General features: G+C 63.6%; 36 protein-coding genes. 34 read left to right on the top strand and 2 right to left on the bottom strand.

Annotated elements, in window-relative coordinates:
* The first annotated feature begins 20 nt into the window (after positions 1-20).
* The 9 genes from HB677_RS13525 to HB677_RS13485 all read left to right on the top strand — a co-directional run bounded on the left by HB677_RS13525 (position 21) and on the right by HB677_RS13485 (position 3,892).
* Positions 21-269, top strand: a complete 249-nt coding sequence (locus HB677_RS13525; RefSeq protein ID WP_213816255.1) for a TetR/AcrR family transcriptional regulator — start codon at positions 21-23, stop codon at positions 267-269.
* A gap of 84 nt (positions 270-353) precedes the next feature.
* Positions 354-1,178, top strand: coding sequence for a hypothetical protein (locus tag HB677_RS13520; RefSeq protein WP_213816254.1), 825 nt, complete (start codon positions 354-356; stop codon positions 1,176-1,178).
* Entirely contained in the window at positions 1,162-1,377 is a 216-nt protein-coding gene (locus HB677_RS13515) for a hypothetical protein (RefSeq protein ID WP_213816253.1), read from the top strand. Before HB677_RS13520 ends, HB677_RS13515 begins: the two co-directional genes overlap by 17 nt.
* Positions 1,374-1,676 (top strand): hypothetical protein, encoded by a 303-nt coding sequence (locus HB677_RS13510; protein WP_213816252.1) that lies wholly within the window; start codon positions 1,374-1,376, stop codon positions 1,674-1,676. Before HB677_RS13515 ends, HB677_RS13510 begins: the two co-directional genes overlap by 4 nt.
* On the top strand, positions 1,610-1,984 hold the full coding sequence (locus tag HB677_RS13505) for a hypothetical protein (protein WP_213816251.1): 375 nt from the start codon (positions 1,610-1,612) through the stop codon (positions 1,982-1,984). Before HB677_RS13510 ends, HB677_RS13505 begins: the two co-directional genes overlap by 67 nt.
* 72 nt (positions 1,985-2,056) lie before the next feature.
* Entirely contained in the window at positions 2,057-2,734 is a 678-nt protein-coding gene (locus HB677_RS13500) for a hypothetical protein (protein WP_213816250.1), read from the top strand.
* Entirely contained in the window at positions 2,731-3,267 is a 537-nt protein-coding gene (locus HB677_RS13495; protein WP_213816249.1) for a toxin-antitoxin system HicB family antitoxin, read from the top strand. The genes HB677_RS13500 and HB677_RS13495 overlap by 4 nt, the downstream gene beginning before the upstream one ends.
* Positions 3,264-3,491 carry a hypothetical protein gene (locus HB677_RS13490; protein WP_213816248.1) on the top strand — a complete coding sequence of 76 codons (228 nt, stop codon included), beginning with the start codon at positions 3,264-3,266 and terminating at the stop codon, positions 3,489-3,491. The genes HB677_RS13495 and HB677_RS13490 overlap by 4 nt, the downstream gene beginning before the upstream one ends.
* Complete coding sequence (locus tag HB677_RS13485) at positions 3,488-3,892, top strand: hypothetical protein (protein ID WP_213816247.1); 405 nt, start codon at positions 3,488-3,490, stop codon at positions 3,890-3,892. Before HB677_RS13490 ends, HB677_RS13485 begins: the two co-directional genes overlap by 4 nt.
* Here the strand turns inward: HB677_RS13485 and HB677_RS13480 are convergent.
* Positions 3,840-4,202 (bottom strand): hypothetical protein, encoded by a 363-nt coding sequence (locus HB677_RS13480; protein ID WP_213816246.1) that lies wholly within the window; start codon positions 4,200-4,202, stop codon positions 3,840-3,842. The two genes, HB677_RS13485 and HB677_RS13480, sit on opposite strands and share 53 nt — an antisense overlap.
* Positions 4,203-4,341: 139 nt before the next feature.
* Here HB677_RS13480 and HB677_RS13475 point away from each other — a divergent pair, with 139 nt between their 5' ends.
* From HB677_RS13475 to HB677_RS13375, 22 genes are all read left to right on the top strand, one after another.
* Positions 4,342-5,775 (top strand): hypothetical protein, encoded by a 1,434-nt coding sequence (locus HB677_RS13475; RefSeq protein ID WP_213816245.1) that lies wholly within the window; start codon positions 4,342-4,344, stop codon positions 5,773-5,775.
* A 69-nt stretch (positions 5,776-5,844) separates the two neighbouring features.
* Positions 5,845-6,726, top strand: a complete 882-nt coding sequence (locus tag HB677_RS13470; protein WP_213816244.1) for a DNA adenine methylase — start codon at positions 5,845-5,847, stop codon at positions 6,724-6,726.
* Positions 6,727-7,089: 363 nt separating this feature from the next.
* Positions 7,090-7,224 (top strand): hypothetical protein, encoded by a 135-nt coding sequence (locus HB677_RS18540; RefSeq protein WP_255546611.1) that lies wholly within the window; start codon positions 7,090-7,092, stop codon positions 7,222-7,224.
* Between the two features lie 511 nt (positions 7,225-7,735).
* On the top strand, positions 7,736-8,104 hold the full coding sequence (locus HB677_RS13465) for a hypothetical protein (protein ID WP_213816243.1): 369 nt from the start codon (positions 7,736-7,738) through the stop codon (positions 8,102-8,104).
* A gap of 14 nt (positions 8,105-8,118) precedes the next feature.
* Complete coding sequence (locus HB677_RS13460; RefSeq protein ID WP_213816242.1) at positions 8,119-8,355, top strand: hypothetical protein; 237 nt, start codon at positions 8,119-8,121, stop codon at positions 8,353-8,355.
* Positions 8,356-8,577: 222 nt separating this feature from the next.
* Positions 8,578-8,862 (top strand): hypothetical protein, encoded by a 285-nt coding sequence (locus HB677_RS13455; RefSeq protein WP_213816241.1) that lies wholly within the window; start codon positions 8,578-8,580, stop codon positions 8,860-8,862.
* Positions 8,805-9,266, top strand: a complete 462-nt coding sequence (locus HB677_RS18965; RefSeq protein WP_374193822.1) for an HNH endonuclease — start codon at positions 8,805-8,807, stop codon at positions 9,264-9,266. Before HB677_RS13455 ends, HB677_RS18965 begins: the two co-directional genes overlap by 58 nt.
* Positions 9,267-9,275: 9 nt before the next feature.
* A complete protein-coding gene (locus HB677_RS13445) occupies positions 9,276-9,509 on the top strand; it encodes a hypothetical protein (RefSeq protein ID WP_213816239.1) in 234 nt (77 codons plus the stop codon).
* A gap of 302 nt (positions 9,510-9,811) precedes the next feature.
* Positions 9,812-10,168 (top strand): hypothetical protein, encoded by a 357-nt coding sequence (locus HB677_RS13440; RefSeq protein ID WP_213816238.1) that lies wholly within the window; start codon positions 9,812-9,814, stop codon positions 10,166-10,168.
* A complete protein-coding gene (locus HB677_RS13435) occupies positions 10,168-11,925 on the top strand; it encodes a hypothetical protein (RefSeq protein ID WP_213816237.1) in 1,758 nt (585 codons plus the stop codon). Before HB677_RS13440 ends, HB677_RS13435 begins: the two co-directional genes overlap by 1 nt.
* Before the next feature lie 17 nt (positions 11,926-11,942).
* On the top strand, positions 11,943-13,334 hold the full coding sequence (locus HB677_RS13430; RefSeq protein WP_213816236.1) for a hypothetical protein: 1,392 nt from the start codon (positions 11,943-11,945) through the stop codon (positions 13,332-13,334).
* A 35-nt stretch (positions 13,335-13,369) separates the two neighbouring features.
* A complete protein-coding gene (locus HB677_RS13425) occupies positions 13,370-14,383 on the top strand; it encodes a hypothetical protein (RefSeq protein ID WP_213816235.1) in 1,014 nt (337 codons plus the stop codon).
* 67 nt (positions 14,384-14,450) lie between these two features.
* Positions 14,451-15,113, top strand: a complete 663-nt coding sequence (locus HB677_RS13420) for a hypothetical protein (RefSeq protein ID WP_213816234.1) — start codon at positions 14,451-14,453, stop codon at positions 15,111-15,113.
* A gap of 22 nt (positions 15,114-15,135) precedes the next feature.
* Positions 15,136-15,861 carry a hypothetical protein gene (locus HB677_RS13415; RefSeq protein ID WP_213816233.1) on the top strand — a complete coding sequence of 242 codons (726 nt, stop codon included), beginning with the start codon at positions 15,136-15,138 and terminating at the stop codon, positions 15,859-15,861.
* Positions 15,862-15,876: 15 nt separating this feature from the next.
* Positions 15,877-16,926, top strand: coding sequence for a major capsid protein (locus HB677_RS13410; RefSeq protein ID WP_213816232.1), 1,050 nt, complete (start codon positions 15,877-15,879; stop codon positions 16,924-16,926).
* Positions 16,926-17,228: an SAP domain-containing protein gene (locus HB677_RS13405; protein WP_213816231.1), complete on the top strand. Its 303-nt coding sequence runs from the start codon at positions 16,926-16,928 to the stop codon at positions 17,226-17,228. The genes HB677_RS13410 and HB677_RS13405 overlap by 1 nt, the downstream gene beginning before the upstream one ends.
* 19 nt (positions 17,229-17,247) lie before the next feature.
* Entirely contained in the window at positions 17,248-17,628 is a 381-nt protein-coding gene (locus HB677_RS13400; RefSeq protein ID WP_213816230.1) for a phage Gp19/Gp15/Gp42 family protein, read from the top strand.
* Complete coding sequence (locus HB677_RS13395; RefSeq protein WP_213816229.1) at positions 17,628-17,978, top strand: hypothetical protein; 351 nt, start codon at positions 17,628-17,630, stop codon at positions 17,976-17,978. Before HB677_RS13400 ends, HB677_RS13395 begins: the two co-directional genes overlap by 1 nt.
* Positions 17,971-18,303, top strand: a complete 333-nt coding sequence (locus tag HB677_RS13390) for a DUF5403 family protein (RefSeq protein WP_213816228.1) — start codon at positions 17,971-17,973, stop codon at positions 18,301-18,303. The genes HB677_RS13395 and HB677_RS13390 overlap by 8 nt, the downstream gene beginning before the upstream one ends.
* Positions 18,300-18,713 (top strand): hypothetical protein, encoded by a 414-nt coding sequence (locus HB677_RS13385; RefSeq protein ID WP_213816227.1) that lies wholly within the window; start codon positions 18,300-18,302, stop codon positions 18,711-18,713. Before HB677_RS13390 ends, HB677_RS13385 begins: the two co-directional genes overlap by 4 nt.
* 50 nt (positions 18,714-18,763) lie before the next feature.
* Positions 18,764-19,603, top strand: coding sequence for an IPT/TIG domain-containing protein (locus tag HB677_RS13380; RefSeq protein WP_213816226.1), 840 nt, complete (start codon positions 18,764-18,766; stop codon positions 19,601-19,603).
* Between the two features lie 99 nt (positions 19,604-19,702).
* Positions 19,703-20,065, top strand: coding sequence for a hypothetical protein (locus tag HB677_RS13375; protein ID WP_213816225.1), 363 nt, complete (start codon positions 19,703-19,705; stop codon positions 20,063-20,065).
* Here HB677_RS13375 and HB677_RS13370 read toward each other — a convergent pair.
* On the bottom strand, positions 20,062-20,280 hold the full coding sequence (locus HB677_RS13370) for a hypothetical protein (protein ID WP_213816224.1): 219 nt from the start codon (positions 20,278-20,280) through the stop codon (positions 20,062-20,064). The two genes, HB677_RS13375 and HB677_RS13370, sit on opposite strands and share 4 nt — an antisense overlap.
* Between HB677_RS13370 and HB677_RS13365 the strand changes: the two genes are divergently transcribed.
* Genes HB677_RS13365 through HB677_RS13355 form a run of 3 tightly spaced genes read left to right on the top strand, consistent with a single transcriptional unit; the run spans position 20,266 to position 26,152 of the window.
* Entirely contained in the window at positions 20,266-20,487 is a 222-nt protein-coding gene (locus HB677_RS13365) for a hypothetical protein (protein ID WP_213816223.1), read from the top strand. The genes HB677_RS13370 and HB677_RS13365 overlap by 15 nt on opposite strands.
* Before the next feature lie 11 nt (positions 20,488-20,498).
* Entirely contained in the window at positions 20,499-24,839 is a 4,341-nt protein-coding gene (locus tag HB677_RS13360) for a hypothetical protein (protein ID WP_213816222.1), read from the top strand.
* Complete coding sequence (locus HB677_RS13355) at positions 24,839-26,152, top strand: hypothetical protein (protein WP_213816221.1); 1,314 nt, start codon at positions 24,839-24,841, stop codon at positions 26,150-26,152. The genes HB677_RS13360 and HB677_RS13355 overlap by 1 nt, the downstream gene beginning before the upstream one ends.
* Positions 26,153-26,205: the final 53 nt, after the last annotated feature.

The following is a 26,205-nucleotide window of genomic DNA, read 5'->3' as shown; positions in this document are numbered from 1 at the left end:
CCACGCTCCCATCCAGAAGCGTGCCGTCCACACCCTCAAAGAGATCAACGAAGCCGCCGTCACCGCAATCAACCTCGCCGGCCGTCACCGCAATCAACCTCGCCGGCCGCGACCGCTTCACCACCGCCGACGTCGCCGCGATCGCCGGCTGCTCCATCGGAACCCTCTACCGGTACTACAAAGACCGCATCGCGATCCTCGACGCCATCTGGCCCGACCGAGACGCCCACCTCCCCACCGGATTCCGACTCACAAAACCCACCAACTAGCCCCACCCGGGCGGCGCACCCACCATGCGCCGCCCACCCGCCACACCAGAACAACCCCCGCGCTCGCCGAAGGAGCAACCAGTAGTGAATTACCCCGCGTACGCCCAGCCGAGCACCGAGCAATATTGCCAGGCCCCGGGCTGCAAGAATCCGAACCTCTCGGACGAGGAGCGGTTGTTGGCGGCGATCTTCCGCAAGGAAGGCGAGGCGTTCCTGGCGCGGACAGCGGTGCCCGGTTCGGATCTGTGCACGTGGCATCACAAGCAGTTCCCGAAGGTGTTGAAGGATCTGTCGAGCCTGTGGCCGAACCTGGAGACGGGGCTCTACCGGAAGGGAACCGGGCAGGCAAACACGGCCGTCCAGACGTCCGGGGTGTCGGACATCGCGCAGATGTGGAACCCCCATATCAGCGAGGTTATGCACGAGGTGGAGGAGTGGCTGGCGTTCATCGTGCGCACGGTGAAGACCGAACACGAGCTGCCGTCCACGTTCGTGCACGTGGACGAAATCGGCCGATCGACCACGACGTACACGCGGCGGACGAAGTTCACCGAGAACCCGCGAATGATCTTCGCCAGCCTCGCCGTGCACGAGGCCAACTGGCTTTCCCACCACCCGACACTGGGCGCGTCCCTCCTGGACGACGCGTTGGAACACCGCCGCAACATCATCCGCGCACTCGACACGGACCCCGTCCGCCGTGTCGGGATCAGCAATAGCGTGTGCGCGCACGAGGTGGACGACACCGTCTTCGGTGCCCTGATCTGCATGGCACCGATGGTCGGGATCCTCAACGAGGCGGACAGCATCCGCCCCTCCGTCGTCGTCTGCAGCGCACATCCGAAGACGCACGGCATCTTCACCCGCGACCAGTGGATGGAGCTGCGCACGCATGCAAAACCCCGTTGACGAACTCAACGACGGACCACACCACGGCGTGTGGGTCGCCATCGACGTCGTGATGACCGCCCTCGACGTGAAGCGATCCAAAGCCTTCGCCCTGGCCAAGTCGGAGCAATGGCGCACCGCCCCTGGTACCCACCCCAAGCAGTACTCATTCACCGACGTCCACACCACCTACCTCAAACGAAAGGCCTCACCGAAATGAACCCCTGGATCCTCATCGGAAACGCGCTCGGCTGGATCGGCTTCGGCATCCTCGTGCTCCTCGCCCTCCTCCTCGCGTACGGCGTCATCTACGCCTTCATCATCAAGCCGATCGCCGCTGCAGCACTTCGCGGGCGCGAACGTCGCGCACAGCAAATCGCCGACCGGTTGACCGGCCGCAGCTCCCTGTCGATCTTCAAGAGCGACTGTCGAACATCACCAACCCTCGCCCGATGTCACCCGACGACGCGATCGCCATCGCCTATCTGGAGAAGCGCATTGCCCGGGGAGACGAGCTGATCGTTGATCTGAAGCACCAACTCCCAGCGCCGGCCCATTTCGACGAGGGTCTCGCGGAGCTCGTCATCGGCCGGCAGCTCGATCGTGAACTGATACGGGCGATCCAGAAAGGTGCCGCTGCGCCCGACGTCGAGGAGTGGGACCGCAATTCGATCGCTGCCCACGACTACGCCGCGCGTCAGACCGCGCTAGATACCGCTCTCTCACTCTCATCGCCGAACTCGATGCCCGAGACCATCGTGGCCAGCGCGGACAAGTTCTACACCTGGCTCACGAAGACCGCTGTCGTCACCGAACCGGCCGAGTAGCTCCACCGGGTGGCGCGCGATCGCGTGCCGCCCTCCACCCCGCTTCACCCACGCACAGACCAGGAGAACCTGATGAACGAACAGACCACGACCCCGCCCGTCGACGAGGAGCGCGAGATCACGAGCGCCCTGCACCTGGTTGCAAGCAACTCGGATGGCACCGCCTACGTGATGACCCTCGCCGCCGATGCCGGCAGGACCATCAACGACACTCTCAAGACCCGCCGAGTCACCCTCCGCTCCGGCGTAGACAGGATCGCCCTGTACACCCCGACGATCGCAGAGAAGCCTCATCTGGAGCCGGGCGACGTCTGCCACTTCGAAGACTGCGCCGAAGACGCGATCGCCTACCGCCAATTCCCACCTGCAGGCGAGTGGACACCGGTGTGCCCCGCCCACCTGGTCAACACCCTGCCGGCAGCCACCGGGGGTGTCCCGTCCGCGATCGAGCGCTTCGCCACCGAACGCACCCGCCAGATCACCGAAGAGGGCTACACCCCCGAGAACGACGCCGGCGAAGAGGCCGAACTGCTCTGGGCCGCGAAGTGCTACACCGACCTCGCCGCCCGCCTGATCGACCCCGCCAACCGGTGGCCGCTCGACGTCGATGAAAACAACGTGCCCTCCATGTGGCCATGGGCGGCCCGCTACTGGAAGCCGTCACCGTATCCGCAGGTCAACATCGTCAAAGCGGCCGCCCTGCTCGCCGCGGCGGCCGACTCCCTCACCCTCAACGGAGCCACCCGATGACCAAGACCATGAGCCTCCGCCTCCCCGACGAACTACACGAACGCCTCCGCCAGGAAGCCTTCGACCAGCGCACCAGCATCAACGGAATCATCATCCGCGTCCTCGAGGAAGTCACCGCCCCATACGACGCGCTAATCGACCCACCCGTCGACGAAACCCCCTGCACCGAGACCTTCGACCAGGTGCTCTACTTCGGCCCCGGCGTCCCACCCGGACGCATGGCATGCGACCAAACAGGACCCCACACCACCCACATGAACCAAGCTCTCGGCGCCGCCTGGACCACACCACCCACCGCGCTCGCCGAAGTTGCTATTGCCGAGCCGACGTGGAAGTACGGGTGGTACGACAGCGCCGATCGCGCTATCAGCCCCGCCATCGTTTGGTACGTCTTCGGCTTCCTCACCTACGACACTGCTGAAAGCGCCGAACAGTCCGGCCTTAAGAGCACCACAGGGCATCCCATCATCGTGCGTCGACGCGAGGGGCAGTCCGAATGGGAACACGAGCCGGCTGGGGGGATCGACCAGTGAGCGCAACACCAAGTGACCAGACCGCCACCACCAGACCGACACCGCTCACCCTGCGGGTCGGTGAAGACCTTCAGCTGGTTCGCTGGCTGCCCGCCAACGACGGGTGGACCTTCGAAATCATCGACGGCACCTACCAGGCGCGAGACGCCCAGACCATCACCGTCCTCGTCGCCGGCATCGAAGAGAAATTCGACCGCGGCGTCTGGGAGGTCTGCCGATCATGACCGAACTCAACCCCGCCCACCGCGCCTTCCTCGAAGGACCCCCAAGCAGGGAGCCTAGGTACCCGCGCCACACCATCACCATCCACACCGGCGACCCAGAAGACCTTCTCGCCGCATTCAACGAAGGTTTCGAAGAAGCCATCCGCCAACGCGCAGCAGCCGACGCCGGCGAATCCGACGGCGTCATCAGCGGACACGCAGAACCATCCGTCGTCACCGCCAGCGACGCAAGCCTCCACCGCCAATACGCCCAAGGCGCCGCGTCGACCAGCGCCCTCTACCAGGTCGACACCAACGGACTCCGCGCCATCCACGCCGCAGCCCGAGTCAACGCGCTCGCCGAGTACTTCAGCTCGCGGAGTTCTGTGAATCGGTTGCTTTCGTGCGGCGAGGGGGAATGACCTTGTCCAAGTACATGAGCCCCAGCTGCGACGAGACTGCGATTGACAGCGCAGTACCGAATATCCATGCCCCCCAGGACTCACCTTCGCTGAGTGGCCGACTCTCGCTTACCGCGTACACGCAAAAGCCCACCACGGTGATACCACCGATTAAGCCCACGTATCCGAGTGCCGCGGTGACGATCTTGGATATCCGCAACCCGAGGATGTCGCTCGGATCGACACGCAGGATCCTCGCCTCGAGCGCGAGCACGATGAATCCGACGGGGAACACTTGGGCGATGAGTGAGGCGCCCTCAACTGAGATCATGGCGCTGACTCTATCGACCGGAGGTTCATTATGCAGGCCACTGTCGCTCATTCGGCACGACGTGCCCCGGATAGGTCATAGCGCGCGGTAGTTCCAAACGGATATGGTGAGTCAGAATCACTTCATTCAAGGGAGAAACATGCCAGAGCGCGTACCAATCAGGTGGGATGACCTCGCGGATCTGGATTTCGATACCGACAACCCGCGTCACGAGCCAGGGATGCTGCGACGAGACATCATCAACTACTTGGTCGGCAACGAAAGCGTCCTCGGGCTGGCACGGGACATTGCCGACGTCGGGCTTAGTCCTTTGGATGCGTTTGGTGCTATCCGCACGCCAGAGGGTGGCTACACGATCATGGAAGGCAACCGCCGTCTTTGCGCGCTCATCCTCCTTCATGACCCCTCTCTGGCGCCTGCGAAGGAGCGGAAATCTTTTTCTCGGATCGCCAGCTCCTTTGATCCCGATGTGCTCGATATTCAGCTTGCCGTCTTCGAAGACGCGACCGAGGCGAACTTGTGGATTGAAAGAAAGCATTCCGGACAGGGGGGAGGCATCGGCCCGCGCTCCTGGACGGCAACTCAGCAGGCGCGTCACTATCGCGAAAAGACCGGGAACGCTCTCGCGCTGAGGCTGATCGAATACGCCGTCGATAACAAGCTGGTTGGAAAAAAGGATGTCTCAGGCGTCATCACCACAGTGACTCGTTTCATCTCGAACCCGTTCGTTCGGCAATATGGGCTTGGGATTACTACTGGCGCCGCCGATCCCGAATTCGCTTTCCTCGGCACGCAGTCCCTGTTCGACCTGAGGCTTGGGCAGCTAATGGGGGACATAGTCGGCCGAACGAACGGGGCCACATCGAGAACCAACAGTGCGGAACGGGCGAAGTATGCGCAGGACTTCCTCGTGCCCATTAGTGAGTCAGCTGAAACCGATACTGAAAATCCGGAAACGAGTGCTACTGGTACCCCGACCAGCGGCGGCGGAGAGACCGGGGCCGGTGGCGGTGGAAGCGGCGGAGGGACGGGCACCGGTGGCGGTCAAGGCGCTGCGCCAGGTGGGGGCGGCGCCGGCACGGGTGGCAAACCCGTTCATCCAAACGACCGCAAATTCCTTGTACCGTCAACGTTTACGCCGAGCGTCCGGTCCGAGCGATTGAAGCGCGTGCTGGCTGAGCTGAGAGCGGTTCAGAAAGTGACTCCCATCGCGGCGGCCCTGCTCGTCCGGGTTTTCATCGAATCGGTATGTGTCACGTATCTCGAGACACGCGGCGTCGTAGTTAAGATCAACGACAAGCTCCACATGACGGTCCATGGCGTCCTCACCAGAATAGAGATAGATCGCACCGCATCCCTTGTCGTGTTGACCAAGGCGGAGAATGGTGCATTGGCGCAATTGAAGAATCAGGTTGCGCAACAAGAGTATGTCTACAGCGCGGCTTATCTCGGGCTGGTGGCTCACGGATCGGCGTTCCCGGAATGGTCAACGCTCACTTCAAAATGGGACGAGATTGAGCCGATCCTCCGCTATGTCGCGATCAACTCGGAACCCCCAATCGAGCCTTCATAGCCATGCTGGCCAAAACGCATCGACACCGGTAAAGTCCAAGAGAACCCGAATCGGAGTTAGTCGACGCCTATGCCAGTTACACCATCTCCGCTGCGATATCCGGGCGGAAAGACTGCGCTGTTCAAGCTCGCGGATTCGCTGCTGAAGAAGAACGGTCTCGGTAAATCCACCTATGCCGAACCTTTCGCAGGTGGCGGCGGGCTTGCGCTCTCGCTCCTGTTCGAGGGCGCAGTCCGGCGCATCGTACTCAATGACATCGATGCCGGTATTTACTCGTTCTGGGACGCTGTCCTGAATCACAACGAGCAGTTCGTGGACATGATCGAGCACACGCCCGTGACGATGGCAGAGTGGCACCGACAGCGCGAGGTCTACCGCACTGCAGGGCAGGATCCCTCGCTTGAGCTCGGGTTCGCCACCTTCTTCCTGAACCGCACTAACCGCTCTGGTGTCATCAAGGGTGGCGTTATCGGAGGTCTCGAACAGTCCGGCGACTACCTTCTCGACTGTCGATACCCCACCGATTCCCTGGTCGAGAAGATCCGGCGAATAGCTCGATACCGGAACTCGATTTCGATACACCAAGAAGATGGCCTCGATTTCCTCACCGGCATGTCCACTCGGAATGACCGGGTCGTGTACTTCATCGATCCACCGTATTTCCGAAAGGGATCAGGCCTTTACACAAACTTCTACACTCCGGAAGACCACTCCGCTCTCGCGAGAACCATTTCCGGCCTCGAGCAGCCCTGGGTCCTTACCTACGACTTCACGCCCGAAATCCAGGAGCTATATCCGGACTTCGCGCAATACGCTTTCAACCTGAACTACAGCGCATCCATCAAACGAGTCGGAACCGAACTCCTCATTACCAGCCCGGGGATGTCGGTCGAAGGACTGCCAGAGCTCCGCAGCATCAGCGCAGCGGAGAGCACCTTGCTCGTCAGCTGACCAGCCCGCCGTGACACCCACGACTTCACCATCACCCAAACTTCCAGATGGCAGAAGACCTACCCATGGGTAGCCTTCACCCTCTTCTCAGCGATCAGCATCGCCGGGAACGCACTCCACAACCCCGTAATCCCCGCAGCCGCCCCAGGCGACACAGCAGCACCCGCGCTCGCCTTAGCCATCAACACCGTCGCCCCCATAGCGCTCCTCATCGCCGCGCACCTCGCCATCACCCACACACGACCGACACCCGCAAACACCACCCAGACGCAAGAGATACCGCGCTCGCCGCAGCAAATCGCCCCCGTCGAGCGTCCAGCCAGCCTCGTCGCCGGCATCCCCGCCCCGACGGACGACGAGTTGATGGATCTCTACGCCGAGCACCACTCGTATCAGGCCGTCGCGAGCCTCGTCGGTCGCTCGAAGTCGTTCGTGGCTAAGCGAATCGCGGATGAAACACGCCGCCGCGCCGAAGAAAAAGAAAAACTTTTGGCCTAGTTCTGAGCGCTCCCCCGGCTGCTTACCCGCCGGTGGAGCAACCTCACTTCACCATTCCGCGGATGCCCCTGCTTGCCAGTAGACAGGCGGAAACCAGCACCCGCACGTGCGGACCCGCTCTAGGCACCGTTCGGCCCTCTGTGCATGCCTTAAGCGCGTCCCAAGGGGCACTGAATCCGACACGCCGATAACGCGCCTCCCAACATCCTTGACAAATGCGTGGATTCTTTGTCACTAAGTTCTTGGTGCTGCTCACCCGAACGCAGGCCCCGCTCAGTCGGGGCCTTTGTCATCTCACGACAACACGCTTCCGACGCCCCTGGTGGTGCGCGTCGGATAGGGCCGGCACACGGCCCGCGGCCTGGTCTCCGCGAATCGCAGTGCATCCCACCGAGCGACATGTTGCGCGCCGCTCGGTACTCGGTTGAGCCAATACGGCTGCCGACCAGGCGGGCGACGACGGTACTCGAAGGTCCCACGTCGCCCGCCCCAAGCTTCCGGAGGAGATCCCATGTCAGTCGACACCAGCCCCATCGATCCGCTGAGCCTCATCCCCGCGCCCAGCGTCGGCCGCACCGTGCACTACCAGTCCTACGGCACACCCGGCCACGAGTACCTCTCGCAGGCACGCGCCGCGATCATCACCGAGGTCCACCTCTCGACCACCCCGAACGACGAAGACTGGCTCGATCGACGCCAGTACGCCGAGGAGTACTGGTCGAACTACCACAACGAGATGACGACCAAGGAAGACGTTCCGGAGTACATCGTCAACGTTTCGCTCTGCGTTCTGAACCCGACTGGCATGTTCTTCGACGAGAACGTCCCCTTCAGCGTCGAGCCCAAACCGGGCCACTGGTCTTGGCCACCCCGCGTCTGAGCACAGGAGCGTCAGTGCGCCGATGGCTGCACCTCTTCGTGCAGCACCGCATTCACAAGCGTTACTGGATGACGCTGGAACCCCTCAACACGGTCGGGGAGGTTCACGTGGTGCCGAACCGCGACCGCGTCATTCACGCACCAACCGACTGCATCTGCGGTCCGACCACGGAAGCCTGCATGCGTCCCGACGGGTCGAACGGCTGGGTTGTCGTTCACCACTCGTTGGACGGTCGCGAGTCCCGAGAATGAAGGATCTGTTGATGACAAAGCTCAAATCCCATGCACACCCGCCGCTTGGATGGCGCTGCATCAGGCCGCTCCGGCACGCTGGTCCCTGCGCAGTGGTCCCACGTTGGTGGAACTTCGTCGAGAGGCTGAGGCTTCGATGACCGCTGACGCCTACCACTGCCCGTCCTGCGGTCAAGCATGCGTGGTGCCCTCGCTGGCATCGAGCCACTGCAAGGCAACCTCGTGAGCGCCGCCACGCTGCAGGCGATCGAAGATGCGATCGCTGCTCACCATCGCGACACGACGGACGCTGACCAAAAGCCTGAGAGGTTCAGGGCTGTCATCAGTGCATGGGTGGTCGGGTACGAGATCTCCAACATCGTGCAGGTCGATGGTGATGCGGTCATCGGTTATGCCAACGACTACATCGCGTCCGACTCAAGCCCCAACACACTCAGCTCGGTCTCTGCATGGGTCTCATCGCGCATCGGCGACACCATCGCCGGTGCAGACGACCCGGACGATTAGTGCCCAGCGGTTGGATCGGCTCCGATCGCCGAGACACGCTGCCGCCCAACTGGCCAGCCACACAGCTGAGGATCCTCAACCGTGACTTCCACCGGTGCCAGTGGATCCGGTACGACACGGACAAGCGGTGCCTGGCGCCGGCACGGGCAGTCGACCACATCGTCAGCCATGGCGAAGGTGGAGGCGATGAGGACGCGAACCTCCAGTCGTTGTGTGACTACCACCACAACAAGAAGAGCGGCGGCGAAGGCGGCCGCGCATCGGGCCGTGTGCGTGCGGCCAAGGCTGCAGCAGCCAAGCCGCTCCACCCCGGGCTGATGGCCCGACCTGCACCATCACCATCCACACCGAGCCGCCCGCCTCTGCCTGCCTCGCGGGACAGCGAAGGGCCGTTCCCGTTCTGAGGAGTCCACATGGCTCGCAAGAGATCCATCATCATCGTCGACAGGGAGAACGGAACAGTCACCGTCGACGGTACCGAGCTGCGCCTGGCCTACCACCGGCCGGTCGAAATCAGCGTGAACCCGTCGACGCCCTCGTTCGTCACCTTCACGCTGCAGGCCGACGTCGTCATCTTCGATGACGTGATCTTCCATTCCGGCCTCATCGAGGGCGAATACAGTGCGCCCGAGGCCGACACCGTCTGACCCGCACACGGGGGGTCCACCCTCCCCCCACCCCCCTTTCCAGACCGCTTCGCGTTCTGCTGCTCGCGGTGCGCAGGAGTCTGGGGGCTTTTTTCACACCACGCTCTGAGGCCGCCACGGCCCAGCGCATCCGTCACGGAGGTTGCCATGTTTTCCCAGTCGTTCCCAGTGTTTGCGCGAATTTCCTGATGGCTGGGCGAGGTCCAGCGAAGGCGGTAACGCACACGCGAAAGCGGAACGACACAAAGCTGATCCAGCTCGTTTCCGATGGAAAAACGCGCGGAAAGCCATTGCCGTCAAATGTGCTCTTTGACGCTGAGGGCAACTCCCAGAAGTGGCACGCGATGACCGTGAAATGGTGGAACAACTGGCGTAAGTCTCCGCAGGCCGTTCGCATGATTACGGGCCCCGATTGGGACTACCTGCTCGACACTGCGCGGCTTCACCATGAATTCTGGAGCACCGGAAATATGGGGTTGGAGGCCGGACTCCGGTTGCGACTCCAGAAGTTCGGCGCCACCCCGGCCGATCGCACCAGCCTTGGCGTCGAGGTCGCGGCCACGATGCCGGATCGAGTTGGCGAAAGCGAAGAGGCTCCGACGGTTGGCAACGTCACGTCGATCGACGATCGCCGCACCCGGCTCGCCCTGGAGGGCTGATGCCCGTCCGGGTGATCACCGCACCCGGACATTCCCGAATCCAGTCACTGGGGTGGCTCGCGGTCTGGTGGATCGAAACATTCACCGTCCACGGTCCGGGTGACGTCGCCGGCACACCCGTCCGCTACGGCGACGAGTACACCGGCTTCATCGTCGATAGCTACGCGCTCGACGGCAACGGGCGCAGGCTGTACGACTCAGCGTTCTTCTCGCGACCGAAGGGTTGCGACAAGTCGGGTGTTGCTGCAGCGCTGGCACTATTCGAGGCGCTCGGCCCCGCACGCTTCCTTGGCTTCGCCAAGGGTGGGGAAACCTACGAGTTCCTCGGCCGGATCTACACCTACAAGGCCGGCGAGCCGATGGGGCGCCGCGTCAAGTCGCCCTTCATCCGCATCATGGCGACGGAAGAGACCCAGACCGGAAACGTCTTCGACACGATCTTCCTAAACCTGACGTCTCCGAGCGCACCGCTGTTCGCCCTGCAGGCGTACGGGATGAATCCTGGCGTCAGCAAGATCGCCCTCCCGGGCGGTGGCGTTATCCAACCGTCGACAGCCGGATCCGCGTCGAAGGACGGCGGTATCGAGACGTTCGTCGTCTTCGACGAGTCGCATCTGTACATCACCCCTCAGCTGAAGGCGATGTTCCGCACCGTCTCCAAGAACCTCCGCAAGCGAAAGAAAATCGCGGAGACCTGGTACCTCGAAACAACCACGATGTACGCACCAGGCGAGGCGTCAATCGCAGAAGAAACCTACGGCCTCGCGGACGCTGTTGAGGAAGGGCTCGTGCGCCGACCGCGCATGCTGTTCAACCACCGATGGGGCGAGATCCCGTCACTACGCGACCCGGCAAACCCGTCGACGGAAGAGTCGCAACGCATCCACGAGCTCGCGCTGGCGGAAGCGTTCCGCGAAGCCTACGGAGACGCGATCGAGTGGAACTCGATCGAGGGCCTCATCGACGGTGTTTTCGATACTCGACAATCCGAGGCCGAGACCCGCCGGTACTTCTTCAACGCACTTGTGTCATCCGCAAACGCGTGGTTCCAAGTCGAGGAATGGACCACGCGCGGCCGCCGCTACCTGCGAACGGTCGAACGCGAAACCGGCATCGACTCCGGCTTCGTCAAACCATGGCGAGGCGACGAGATCACGCTCGGCTTCGACGGCGCGGAAACGAACGACGCCACAGCCCTGGTCGCCTGCCGGGTCCGGGACAACTTCATCTTCCCGATCCTCATCGAAGAAACTCCGGATGGTCCGGAGGCAGATGGTTACATCGTCGACTTCGAGAAGTTCGACGCGGCCGTGGCGGCCACGTTCGAGAAATACAAAGTGGTCGGGTTCTATGCCGACCCGCCGTACTGGCGCACGTACCTCGACAAGTGGTCGCGCGACTTCGGCGATCAGCTGAAAGTGCACTCGAGCAAGAAGCACTCGATCGCTTGGTACACGAAGAACACGATCATGATGGACGCCGCGCTCGAGCGCCTGCACACCGCGATTCTCAACGGCGACGCAGCGCACGACGACGACACCCTGCTTGGCAAGAAGATGACGCGGCACTTCCAGAACGCTCGCAACAAGAACCGGCGTGGCGGCACCGTCATTGAAAAAGAAGCCAAGAACTCAGTCCGAAAGATTGACGCCGCGATGGCGGCAACTCTCGCATTCGAAGCTGCAGCGGACTACCGCGGCAGCAAACCTGCCGAGCGGGACATCTCATCTGAGTACGTCCCATTCCGCGCGCGATAAAGAAGGTGGTGTCCGTCATGATGCTCACGCAAACGAGTACCCCCGGCACCGACGACTGGTGGGTGATGCAGCTCGCTACCGACTTCGGTAACGACCTGCCTCGCCTCCACAAGCTGCAGTCATACGCCGATGGGACCAACGCCCTTCCCGACGAGGGCGACGCCGGGATGAAGGAGGCCTACCGCCGCTTCATTCACATGTCCCGGCTCAACATGGCCGACCTCATCGTCTCCACCAAGGTGGCCAGGATGAAGCCGCAGGGCTTCCGCACCGCGGCGCCCGGCGACACCGACGGTGACGCAGCCGCCTACGCAATGTGGAAACGCTCAAGCATGAAAGTCGGCGTCCGTGACTTCCTCACTGACGCCGGCGTGCTCGGTGCGGCATACCTCACGACCACCGGGCCGCAGAATCCGTCTCCGCAGGCTGAGCCACTCATCCTGCCGTCCAACGGCTTCACGACTGTCACCCGTCAGTACGCCCTGCGCCCCTGGTTGGCGGAAGCGTCGATGCAGGTCGGGCACGATCCGGTAAACGGCGTCGACATTCTCACACTGTTCCGCGATGGCACGATGCGCCAAGCGATGCGCCAGGCAGAAAAGCGCTCCAGCATCCCCTCCAACGGTAGCCGCTGGCAGCCTGGTCGCGGATGGCAGTGGGTGTCGGATCCACTGCAGCTGGGATACACCGACACCAACCCGATCTTCAAACTGTCGGGCCCCGGCGGTATGGGGATGTTCGAGAAGCACACGGACAGCCTCGACCGGCTCACCAACAGGATCCGCGACGGTCTGACAATCAGCGCGATGCAGGCGTTCCGCCAGCGTGGCATCGAGGGGAGCTTGCCACAGTTCTACCCGGAGGGACATGCAAAAGCCGGGCAGAAGATCGACTACAACGAGATGTACAAGGCTGGCCCGGCCGCACTTTGGATGTTGCCGCTCGGCGCCAAGGTGTGGGAATCAGCCGTCACAGACATCACGCCGATCCTGACCGCCACGAAGGATGACGCGAAGCACGTCGCCGCTGTCACCTCGACACCGATCTACATCCTCTCGCCCGACGCTGCCAACGCATCGGCCGAAGGGGCCAAGGCCGGAGGCGAAGCGTTCATGGACTCGGTCGAAGAGTGGATGGAACGCGGCGAGATCCCGATTGTCCAGTCACTGAGCACGGGATTCGCCGCAATGGGGGACACAGTCCGGTCAGCAGTCGGAGAAATCGAAGTGATCTGGGCCCCCGTCGCCCGTACCTCCACGCAAGAGAAGTCCAGCTCCGCATCGCAAGCCAAAGCCGGTGGTCTGCCGCAGCTGCTCATTGACGAAAAGATCTGGGGCCTCACCCCGGCAGAGATCGCGCAAGCCCGTCAAGCCCGCTCCGATGAGGCATTCGAAACAGCTCTCAGTTAGGGGCGCTCATGGCCAGCTTGGACCGCATCCAAGGTATGACAGAACGACAGGCTCAGCAGCGAGACGCCATTATCGTCAAACTGCTCAAGCTGTTGCTGGGCCTCTGGGACGGATTCGACCGCTGGGACGATCCCGAAACCATTCTTGGAATGGCCGCGCGATCGGCCACTCTGGTCGACTCGTCCACGATGAGCTCTCGGCTGCTCACCAGGTCATTCCAAACCGCCGTTCTCCGTGAGCTCGGCGCGGCAAAGCAGGCATTGCCAGCAGTTCTGAATTCTTACCCGCGGGCGAACGTGACAGCCACGGAGGTGTACTCGCGGCCAGCAACGCAGTTCGTATTTGCTCGCCGCAGCGGCCTCACTTTCGACGAGTCCATGGACGCGTTCACGAAGCGAATGACCGAGGTCGCTACTCAGGACGTGAAGCTCGCCGACCGCGAGGAATCACTCCGCATCTTCCAGGCGGATCCGCTAGTCAACCGTTGGCGACGCGTCATCCACCCCGAGCTGTCCAAGAGCGGCACCTGTGGCCTGTGCGTCGTCGCGGCACAGCGGGTGTACACGACCGACGACCTGATGCAGATGCACGGGCCATCCTGCAACTGCACGACGATGGGCATCGTCGCCGGCGATGACCCGGGCTATCGACTCAACGATGCGGACCTCAAGAAGATCTACGCGACCGCCGGCTCCACCGCGGCCGCCGACCTTCAGAACGTCCGTATCTCGATCGAGGAACACGGCGAACTAGGCCCGGTGCTCATCAAGCAGGGCAACCATTTCAAGACGGCTAAAGAGGCCGGCCGGCCGGAATATGTCGCACCCACGCCAGCAACTATCCGCGCCGGCTACGAACGCGAACGCGCCAAGGTCGCCGCTTCTCTCACCGATGCCGACGACCGCTACGCGGCGATGACCGACTCGGTCAAATTCGGCGCAGACGGGTCGACCACCTCGGCGGCGATCGCTCTTTTCCGTTCGGCGAAGTACATGCGCGAGTACCTCGCGGTGCTCGACAAGAAGCTCGCGGCGTCGCCCGCGTCATAGATCACCGGTTCCCACACCGGTTTAGTCCCGCCACGGGACGCATCCCACCGACACGGAGGAAATCACCATGAACCACTTCAACGCATTTGGGCAGCGTCTTCGCTGCCTGCCCAGCTTTCGATTCCTCGAAGGCGACGAAAACCCCGGGGGCGACGGCGCCACGCCGAAGACCCCACAGGAGGAAGGTTTCGACTTTCCCGCGAACACGGCAACGGCGGAAATGACGCCCGAGCAGCGTTCGGAGTACTGGCGCCACAAGGCACACAAGCACGAGAAAGTCAGCAAATCCCGTGACAACTACGACGAGCTCAAGGCCCAGGCCGACGAGCTCACGCAGTTGAAGAAGGACCAGCTGACCCAGCAGGAAAAAGACCTCAACGACGCACGCGCTGCGGGCGTCCTCGAGGGAAAAAGTTCGGTCGGAGACAAGTACTTGATCGACGCCGTCACGGCGAAATTCCAGTTCCTCACCGGCAAGAGCGATGACGACGTCGCGACAGCGTTCGCGCACGTCGACGCCAAGTCGTTCACCGACGCAGAAGGTGTCATCGACACCGACAAGCTCACCAAGTTCGCGGCGACCTTCGGCACGAAGGACGCGAAGGGTGCCAACCCGGACCCGGTCGCAGCTGCTCTCGCTCGTGGGCGCCAGGCTCACGGCGGAACAGGCAGCTCCATGGCCGAGAGGCGCGAAGAAACCCGTAAGTCCATGTCCAAAACCAAGAAGTAACAACGCCTAGAAGGGCAACGCAATGACTGATCTTTCGATCCAGTCCATCCCTGCGCGCGCGACCGCGGATCACACCTGGCTTGCCGGTGACAGTTCCGCGTTCGACACCGCGCAGTCGGGCACGATCCAGACGGCTTCGCTGACAAGCGGAGTGCACTACGACGCGGTGACCAAGGTCATCCCCGCCGGCCTCGTCGTGTCGAAGGTGGGGAACTACTTCGTTCCCTTCTCCGGCATCAGCGAGGTGCAGTCGGTGACAATTACCGGCGCACCCACCGGTGGCACCTTCCAGCTGACGTACGACGGCCAGACCACAGCGGCGATCGCGTACAACGCGACCCCCGCCGCGGTGCAGGCGTCGCTCGAAGCGCTGAGCAACATCAACCCCGGCGACATCATCGTCACCGGCACCGCCGGCACCGTGTACACGATCGCCTTCGGCGGCGCCTTCACGGGACGCAACGTCCCGCAGCTGACGTCGACGCCGGCGCTCACAGGCGGCACCACTCCGGCGATCGCTCACGCGACGACCACGGCCGGCGGATCCGCCTCCGGTGCTGACGTCATCGAGCGCATCGTCGCCTACCCGATCCCGCTTCTGCAGGCATCGGGATCCCTCGCACCGGTAGTCATCTTCGCCGGCATCGTCGACGCCGTCGTCATCCCCGCGAACCTCCCGGTTCCGGCACAGCGGTCCATCAACCGCTTCACCCCGTCCAACGGCAAATTCGCCTTCATCGTCGCGTAAAGGAACTAGATCACTATGGGAAATTACGAAGACAAGATCCGCAACGCGGAGGACCTTTCCGCCGTTGCACGCGGAGCGGCCGACGCCGTCGAGCTCGCGGACGCGCTCACCCCTTTCCTGCCCAGCCGGGAGGACGTGACCCTCGACTACGACCTCGATGCGGACACGCTGGGCTTGCCCCGCGCGGCCTCGTTCCGTGCGTACGACGCCACTGCGCCGTACGGCAAGGAGAAGTCGGTCGGTAGCCGAAAGGGCTCCCTGCCGGCGTCGAGCATCAAGCTGCGGATCGGTGAGCTGGACCAGCTTCTGTTCCGCGGTGCCAGTGACGAAGCGCTCGGCGATGCGTACGAGCGAAAGGCCCGCCAGAACGGCCAGTCGGTTGCCATTCGTGCGATCTTCGCTCGAGGTGCCGCGATCGCCGACGGCAAGGTCGACCTGCAGGCCGAGAACGGCCTGTCCGTGTCGATCGACTTCGGCCGCCCCACCGGGAACTCGATCGTCGCGCAGACGCCGTGGACCAACCCCGCGGCTGATGCCATCGCGGACATCATCGCGCTGCAGGCGTACTTCGACGGAGTCAATGGTGGCCAGGCGGGAGGAGTCATCCTCTCCACCGCGGTGCTGCAGGCGCTGTCGACGAACACGAGCTTCATCACCGCGTTCCGCGGCACATCGAGCTCGGGACTGACCCGCATCGGTCAGGCAGACGTCCTGTCGGTTCTCTCGGACTACAACGTGCGCGAGATCACTCGGTACGACAAGCAGTACGAGGACATGTTCGGCGTCACCCGCCGCGTCATCCCGCAGGACCGCTTCATCCTGGTCCCGTCGCAGGATGATGTCGTCATCGGCGACGGTGGTGTTCTGGGCGAAACGATCTGGGGTGCGCCGGCGGAATCCTTCAAGGAGAAATACGGCATCCCGGAGAGCGATCGCGCCGGAATCTTCGCCGCTGCATTCGATGGCAGCGACCCCGAAGGCATCGACATCCTCGCGTCGGCCATCTTCCTCCCGGTGCCCAGCACCGCGGGCGTGAAGAAGACCGTGTCGCTGGACGTGCTCTGATGAGCGGCGTTCTCGCGTTCGATGTCCACGTCACGGATGCCGCCAACGTCATCCACGTGCTGCACGCAGGTGATCGCGTGCCCAAGGAGCTCGAGGAGCTCGTCACCAACCCGAAGGCCTACGTCATCGGTGAAGACGAGGCCGAAAGCGCACTGCCCACCAACGGCGGCTATGCCGAGTGGACGAACCCCCAGCTGCAGGAAGAGCTTCGCAACCGCGACCTCCCCGTCAGCGGGAACAAGCCCGATTTCATCGAGCGCCTGACGCTCGACGACGTCGAGCGCGCAGCAGAACAGGAGTAATCCGATGGCATCCGTATCTGTGACCAGGAACGACCTGATCAAGCGCTACGAGGGCGATCTTGACACTCGATTCAGGCCCGACTACCTGGACTCACAGATCGAGGATGCCGTGGATTATGCGGACAGCCGGTGGAGAGCGCAGATCGAAATGCGCCTCTCCACCGGCGTCCTCACCCCCAACCTTTACCGCCGGGTGATCGCTGACGCGGTCCTGCGCGTAATCCGAAACCCCGATGGTTTCGCAAGCGAAAACGAAGGCAACTACGGGTACGCCACCCGCGGCGAAGTAGCCTCCGGAAACCTGTGGTTCACACCCAATGACATCGCCACGCTCTGCGGCGTCGAACAAACCATGATGCCCGGCAGCGTCAGCATCGGCCTCGACCGGGGGTGGCACTGATGGGGATCCTCGACAACGGGCCTCACAACGTCATCGTGCAGTTGCGAAAGAACGAGCCGGATCCAGTCCGCGGGAAACTCGTCCTCACAGCCACCGGTGAACCGATACCCATGAAAGGGGTCTCGGTCCAGCCCCTCTCGTCAGAAGACCGCATCGCTCTCGGCGGCGCGGTGAAGACGACCGACACCGTATCGAAGATCACGTCGCGCACGTGGCCCGGCGCAGCGCTCAGTCTGGTGATCTACGACGGCTACGAGTGGGACACCATCGGCGACCCACTCCACATGGGAATGTCGCCCCGCACAGAGCACTGGGAAACGCGAATCGTCAGAGGTGCACGCCTTGGCTGAGGTCTACGTGTCCGCTCAACGCGTCGCGGCCGAAATCGTTGGCACCTCATCGGCCATGACACAAATCATGGAGCGCGTGGCCAACAACGCCCGTTCCCTGGCGCGAGCTCACAACGGCCGCAGCTGGTCTGACCCCAGTGCGCCCCGCTTCGCCGACAGCATCAAGGTCATCACGGCCGGCGGCGGCCTCGACCGTCTCGTCATCAACACCGACCCCCTGGCAATCCCGAAGGAATTCGGCCACATCCTCGTCCGCAACGGCGACCAGATCGGCTACGTGAAGGGCCAGTTCTCCATGACTCGAGCAGCTCGGATGTCAGTGTGATCGACGCAGAAACCCTCCTTTATCAGCTCATGGTCCGCGACAAGCCGGCTGAGGTGCGGCTGCAACAGGACGCGGACATCGAAGTGCTCGGCGAGCTGCCCCTGGTCCTGTATTCCGTGACCGCCGTCCAAGACGGGAACGGACCCGGGCTCTACACCGCCGACCTCGATCTCACGTTCCTCGTCGAGGGAGACGGCTTCGAAATCGTCTCCGCGTTCTACGACCTGGTACACGCGTGGGATGACAACAACACAGGCTTCCTTGCCCCCGTGGGCTACAACCTTCCGAATCTCGGCTGGGTGAACTCACTACTCCGGGAAACCGGAATCTCACGGACCAATCAGCTGGAAGTACCCAGCCGGACCGTGACCCAATACGCGGGGTCTTTCACCCTGGCGCTCAGAAAGTAAATCCTCCTGCACCGGAATCCCGGTGGGTCCGCAAACCCAACGGAGGAAACATGTCAGTCAACACAGGCGCCTTGATCGTTCCCGGTCACGGATCCATTTTCCAGGCCCCCGCCAACACGGCAATGCCCGCCGGCGGTCTGAGCGCGTTCTCGCTCATGGGCACCCCTCCCGCCAACTGGGAGAACCTCGGCCACACGTCGAAGGACAACCTCTTCAGCTTCAAGCGCGACGGCGGCGCTCCGACCACGCTCGACACCTACCTCGTCGACGGCGTCAGCGTTATCTACGACGCCGTGCACTGGTCGCTGAACGTTAACTCGGTGCAGCTCGACGCGAACACCCTGAACCTCGCGTTCAACGGGTACTTCGACACCGATGGTGGCTACATCATCCCGGCGTCGAACAACGGCATCAGCCGCGCCCTGTTCGTCTACCTCACCGACGGCACCGGTGCGCTCGGGTTCTACATCCCGAACAACACCGTCACCATCGGCGACGCCCTGTCGATCGACTCGAAGAAGTTCGTGGAAGCACCCCTCGTTGCCACGATCCTCGCCCCGTCGACGACCGCGATTCCGGTCGGCCCCACCGGCCTCCCCGGAATCATGAAGCTCTACAAGACGAACCTCACCGGAACTGCCGCGACGATCACCACGATCCTCCCGGCCAGCAAGGGCGCCGGCGACATCGTCTCCCTCGTCGGTACTGGTTTCGCCCAGGCGACGGCCGTATCGGTTGGCGGATCGGCACTTCCGGCGTCGGCTTACACTATCGTCAACGACACGTTGATCTACGTGACTCTGCCGGCCGGTGCCGCGGGCTCCACCCCGTTCATCGTCACCACGCCCCTTGGCGCCTCGGCTGCCAAGGCCTACACGCGCGTCGTCTAACCCGCGCGCGTTCCCACACGTCCCCGGCTGGGTCAGGACATGCGGACCGCCCAGCCGGGGGCTCACCCCTCCTAGGTCCGCGAATACGAAAGGTCCGCAATGCCTGAAATCCCTGAAGGCGCAAAGGCGCCGAAAGACCACCAGTCGGTGCACGTCAAGCCGGAACAGCACCCCGACGGCTGGGAGCTGCTGCGCGATCCTGTCGACACTGAAGAGTGGGAGACGGCCGCACTCACCGCCGCGGTGATGAGCCTCAGCGGCGAGACCCGAATGACGGCCTCCCAGATGCTTGAAATGCACGGTGTGCTCGTGAAGACGATGCAGACCGAGCTCGCGGTCAACGCCACCGCCTTCCGCACGTGGATCAAGTCGTTCCCGTTCGCTGATCGGTACGAGAAGGTCATCATGCTCGCCGGGGCGTACATGGCTGCCCTGGGGGAAGCCGACAGCTCCGCGACCTAATCGACGAGCACGGTCAGGTCCTTCTCGCGGACTTTCAACAGTTCTACGGGATCGACCTGGCCGACCTGTGGCGAGGCACTCTCTCTGTCCGCCGCGCGCGCGTTCTCGCGGAGCAGCTCGTCTCCATCACCGATTCCCGCTACGGCGCGCTTCGCCGCGGCGGCAGCCAGTTCGCTGGCTGGGGAAACGCGGAATACCTCATGGCCGCGATGCACGACCGGCTCGTCCTCGTCACCAAAATGCTCGGCCTCGAGGCGTCAACCGAAGATCTCTACCCCCTGCCAAAGCGAGCCAGCCATCCGGCCGCTCAGCGCGAGGCGGGTTCACCCGCAGCGCCCGCTGACGACGGCTCCCAGCTGTTCGCTCCGACGATCGCGGAATTCAGCATCGACGCCTTTATGCAGGTGATCGCTCAGCCCTAGGAGGCACCAGCATGGCGAAATCTCCAGGTGGGCAGGAAGTCGGGCGCGTCGCAATTCGTGGCGTGCCCGACGTCTCCCGTTTCAGCGCAGAGCTCAAGCCGATGCTCGACGAGCTCGAGGCAAAACTGCGGCTACTCCTCCGCGTCGTCATCGACGACAGCTCGCTGCCCGAAGACACCGAGAAGACCACCGACGAGCAGAACGAAAAGTCCAAGAAGAATCCGGTCAAGATCCCGACCGTCGTCAGCGACCTCGACAAGCAGTGGCAGGCGCGAATCCGCGCCCAGGTCAAAGCGGCAACGAAGGCGCTCGAGGCGGACATCCCCGCGACGATCGATGGCGAGAACCTCCGCCGAGATCTCGACGCGAAGCTCACCGCGCTGCAGACACAGCTGAAAGCAACGATCCCTGTCGACGTCGGCGCAGCGGCCGAGTTCCGATCCAAGATCGAGAAGCTCGTCGACGAGGTCAACAACAAGACAGCGGAAATCGACGTCGACGCCAGCACCATCGAGGCGTCCGCCCACATCTCAGCGTTCTCCCGAATCCGCTCTATGACCGTCCGGGTCGCGATCGACACTCGCGAAGCGCAGGTGAAGCTGCTCGCGTTCTTTGCCACGTTCTCCGGAGCGCGCCTGGCGGGCAACATGGTCCAGGGACTCGCCACCCAACTGTCCAAGTTGGACCAATCGCTGCCGCGCATCACCGCGATGTCTCTCGGCATCGCATCGCTGGGCTCTGTCGCGATCGGCAGCATCGGCGGTATCGGGGCGCTGGTTGTCGCCGTGTCTCAGCTCGGCGCGGCCGCGGCGCTCATCCCTTCCTTGCTGGGTGGGCTGGGTGCCACCATTGGCACCTTCGCGGGTGCCTTCGCCGGCGTTGGTGACGCCCTCAAAGCGTCGGGGATCACCTCAGGCGCTGCAGCGTCCGCCGCCGGCGTCACGCAGTCCGCGGCCGCGGTGGAAGCCGCGCAGCAGGGTGTCGTCCAGGCGCAGAAGGACGTCGTCTCCGCCCAGGACGCCGTCGTGCAGTCCTCACGGGCTGTGACGGCCGCTCAGCGCGCCGCAGCGGACGCCGCACGCGACGTAACAGACGCGCAGGATGGCGTCGCCCTCGCGCAGCGGAACGTCGGTGACGAGCAGCAGCAGCTCGTCGCCACGACCCGCACTTACACACAAGCGGTTGCCTCGCTTGCCTCTGCCCAGAAAGCTCTCACCGCCGCGCAGGACACCGCGAAAGCTGCCGAGCTTTCGCTCACCCAGGCTCGCGTCGACGGCGCGAAGGCTATGCGGGATCTGTCCGACAACCTGGTCGACGCGCAGCTGGCGCAGCGGCAGGGTGTCATCGACCTTACCGACGCGCAGGCCGCGTACGACAAGCTCGCCGGTAACCCGGAGGCACCGCAGAAGCAGATCGAGCTCGCGCAGCTGCAGCTGGATAAGGCCAAGCAGTCTCTGGCCGAACAGACCACCCACGTCAACGACCTGACCAGCGCGAAAGCCGCCTCTGACGCCGCAGGTGTCGAGGGTTCTGACGCTGTTGTGGCCGCGCAGCAGAACATCGTGCGGGCCAACGACCAGGTCGCCGCCTCGCAGGATGGCATCACCGACGCACAGCAGGCCGCGGCCGATGCCGCGGCCGCGGTCATCCGTGGCCAGCGTGACATCGCCGACGCTCAGGACGCCGTCAAGGATGCCGTGCAGGGGGTCGTCGACGCGAAACTCGACCAGGCACTAGCCCAGCAGCGCGTCACCGATTCCCAAAAGGACTTCGTCGCGTCGCAGCAGGCCGTCGTCGACGCACAGGCCAAGGTCATCGCGTCGAAGAATGCGGTTCGCCAGGCGCAGGAAGGCGTGAACACCGCCAGCTCCGGCGGTGCCGGCGCCGTCGACGCCTACGCCGCCGCCATGGCCGGCCTCACCCCAAACGCCCGCGCGGCCGTCGTCGCGTTGCTGCTGGTCCGGGACGGCCTCACCGAGGTTCGCAAAACCATCCAGGAGAACTTCTTCGCTGGATTCGCCACCTCGCTTCTCGCCGTGAGCGGTGTTCTCCTGCCTCAGCTGCAGGGTGGACTCGGTGCCGTGGCCACGTCGCTCGGCGGCCTCGTGCGCGAGACCTTCGACTCGATCAAGACGTCGCTCAGCGGCGGAGCTCTGCAGTCGTTCCTCATCACCTTCGCCTCCGCGCTTGACGCACTGAAGCCGGCGATCGCTCCCATCGTGGCCAGTCTGGTCACGCTGAGTTCGGTCGGAGTCGGGTTCCTTCCTCAGCTGTCTTCGGCGATCTCCACAGTCGCCGGCGACTTCAATGCCTTCATCCAGACGACGGCCGGGAATGGCCAGCTGCAGGGCTGGATCCAGCTGGCTCTCGACGGGTTCCGAGATCTCGGCAACATCGCGATCGCCGCCGGCAGCATCATCGGTGGGCTGTTCGGCGGGATCGCGTCCTCAGGCTCTACCGCCCTCGGGATCCTCGCCGGCGCGCTCGGCTCCGTCGCGACAATCGTCAACAGCCCCACGTTCCAGAAGGCACTTGGCACGATCTTCGGTGGAGCCGTCGACGGGGTGAAGGGCCTGAGCTCGGCGCTCGGCCCGATCGGTGGGATGTTCTCCGCCCTGGCTCCCACTATCGCCTCCGTGCTCGGCACCGCGGGCTCGGCCGTGGGATCTCTGCTCGGCAGCATCGCCTCCGCGCTTTCCTCACCCGCGTTCGCCACAGGTCTCGATGCGCTTTTCACCGGGCTGCAAGCCGGCCTTGCTGGTATCGAACCGGCCCTGCCGGCGATCGCCGCGGCGCTCGGCACGCTCGGTTCCTTCGTCGGGACCCTGGCCGCCACGATCGGCCCGGTACTGGGATCCGCCCTATCGATCCTCGCGCCGATCCTGTCGTCGATCCTTGGCGCCGTGCAGCCACTGCTGCCCATCCTCGGCGACGCGCTTATCTCGATCTTCGACGAGCTCGGCCCGATCATCTCCGATGTCGCGACCAAGTTCCTGCCGCCCTTGATGGACCTGATCATCTCGCTAGTGCCACCGGCCCTCGCGCTGGTGAAAGCACTGATGCCGCTCATTTCGTCGGTGCTTCCGCCTCTGTCGTCCCTGCTTGGCGCGGTGGTCGCGATCGCCACCCCCCTGATCGGCCTGCTAACACCCGTCTTCGGTCTGCTGGCTGCCGTGCTCGCTCCGCTCGGTCCGGTGCTCGCTGCCCTGGCTCCCGTGTTCGATGTGGTCGGCACCGTGATAGCTGGGCTGGCCAATGTCATCTCCGCCATCCTGCTCCCCATCATCGATCTGCTGATCGGAGTGATGACTGGTGACAGCAGCAAGGCGCTGAACGAATTCGGTGCACTTTTCACCACGGTGGGCCAGGGCATTGGTGTGGTATTCAACTGGCTCTGGTCAAACGTCATCAAGCCAGTGGCTGACTGGATATCTGCCGCGATAACGGTCGTTGGCGACGTCTTCAGTGGCTTGTGGCATACCTACGTGGCTCCGGCGATCGCCGGTATCGCCCAGGTCGTGCAGGGGCTGTGGAACACCTACGTGAAGCCGATCACTGACTTCATCGGTGGGGCGATTACCAATATGGGTGCCGGGTTCAACATCCTCTGGCATACCTACGTGGCTCCGGCAATCGCCGCCATCGGGGTAATCGTCAATGGGTTCTGGACCGGATTTATCAAGCCCATCGCTGACTTCGTGAATGGCGCGATTTCCAACATGGGTGCCGGCTTCAACATCCTCTGGCACACCTACATCGCCCCCGCTATGTCGGCCGTCGGCAGCATCTTCGCTGACTTCTGGACCAGCACAGTCAAGCCGGTCTCGAAGTTCATTTCTGACCGAATCGGTGACGTCGGCGATGCCTTCGGGGTGGTGTTCGGCAAGAACGGTGTCGGCAAGGTCATCAAGGGTGCCTTCACTGGAGTTGTCAGCTTCATTGGCAGCATCATCAACGGAATCATCGACCTGATAAACGGGGCGATCGGTGGCATAAACGAGCTCGCCGCAAACGTGAAGACCATCACGGCCGGCGTGATCGATGTCCACATCGGCAAGATCCCTCACGTACCCGGACTGGCGGCCGGCGCCACCGTGCTTCCGCGCGCCGGCGGCACCCTGGTGCGCGTTGCAGAGGCTGGCCACGCGGAGTCAGTCGTCGACACCGGGCTCCTCAACAAGCGCCTCGCCGAAGACACCACGCCCGCGCGGCCGACGACGGGGGACGACGGCAAGGTCGTCGTCCAGATCATCAACAAAACCGGCGTGGGACTCAAAGAGTTCGTCGACGCGCGAATCCAGGTCGACGGCGTGTGGGAAACCGTCGAGCTGCAGGGCGGAGAGGACAACTAATGACGATCACCGTCACCGCAGATCCCACCAACGCACCACCCCGAACCCGGATCGTCGTCGCGACGCCCGCCGGCAGCGTCATGTCGACGCTGTCGGTGTGGCGCAACGTCGACGGCGAACAGATCCCGCTGCGGGAACAGCCGCAGGCGGGGTTCGACTCGCGCCCTGTCGACGACTTTGAATGCCCCTACGGAGTGCCAGTCACCTACGGGTGGTCGGCAACCTACTCCACCGCGGTCACCGACCTGTGGAACGAGACGTGGGCGTCGACGGCGGCGTGGACCGCCGCTACCGACGGACCCGCCGTGAGCGCGCCGTGGACCGTGTCTGGCGGCACAGCACGCAACGGCGGCAACCAGTGGATCGCGCGCGACGTCGCTCCGGGCAAGTACCGGGTGACGATCGCGTCGCTGGTTGGGCGACAGGTGATGCTCACAGACGTTGGCGGGTACTCCGTCGCTGTGTACGTCGACACCAGCGGGAAACTGTCGGTCACGTCGCTGGCAACAGCGACGTCGGGGAACACCCTCTACGTCACGACCATCAATCCGGCACAGCCCTTCACCATCGACATCGGAGAGAGCTCCGTCACCATCAAGGGCACGGGAGGCAGCCTGTCAGTGCCCTCGCCGCTCACCCTGACAAAAGTGCAGCTGGCGCCTCTCCCAGCCCCAGTTCCGGCAGGCGCCATGGTCGTGGGCGCGATCCGCGTCCAGGCGTACGCCACGATCGCCACGCTCGAGGAACAGTCCGCCACGGTCTGGCTCCGCCCCGTCGACGCCTGGCTGATCCATCCTGCTACGCCCGCGCGCTCCGTTCGGATCGCATCCGCTTCAACGGACTACGCATCGCTAACGGACTTCGACCCGATCGTCAACAAAGCCACGGCCACGCGGCACGACATCCTCGGTTCATCCAAGCCACTCACCACGATCCCCGGCAACCGCGGATCCGACGAGGGTGTGCTGAAGATCCGCACCTACACGCGGCAAGCAGAGGTCGACGTGCTCGAGCTGCTCCGTGATCAGGTGCCCATCCTGGTCAACATTCCCGCCGACTGGATGACGTATTTCAAGTACGCCTTCTACCAGATCGGAGACGTCGCACCGCGGCGGCTGAAGCCCGGCGTCCGTTACCCGCACCGCGACATCGATCTTCCTTACGTCGAGGTGGAGGCACCCGTCGTCGACGTCGCCAACAACGGATGGTCGTGGGCGCAGCTCGCCGCCGACTTCCCCACCTGGAACCAGGTAAAAGCCGCCTTCGCCACATGGAACGACATGGCGATCAACAAACGCAGACCGGGGTTCTGATGTATCCGATATCTGATCGATTCCAAGAGGCGCTCCGCAAGCCTCAGACCCTC

Source organism: Glaciihabitans sp. dw_435 (genome assembly GCF_018449675.1).
Classification (GTDB): Bacteria; Actinomycetota; Actinomycetes; order Actinomycetales; family Microbacteriaceae; genus Glaciihabitans.
This window is presented reverse-complemented; position numbering and strand designations above follow the sequence as displayed.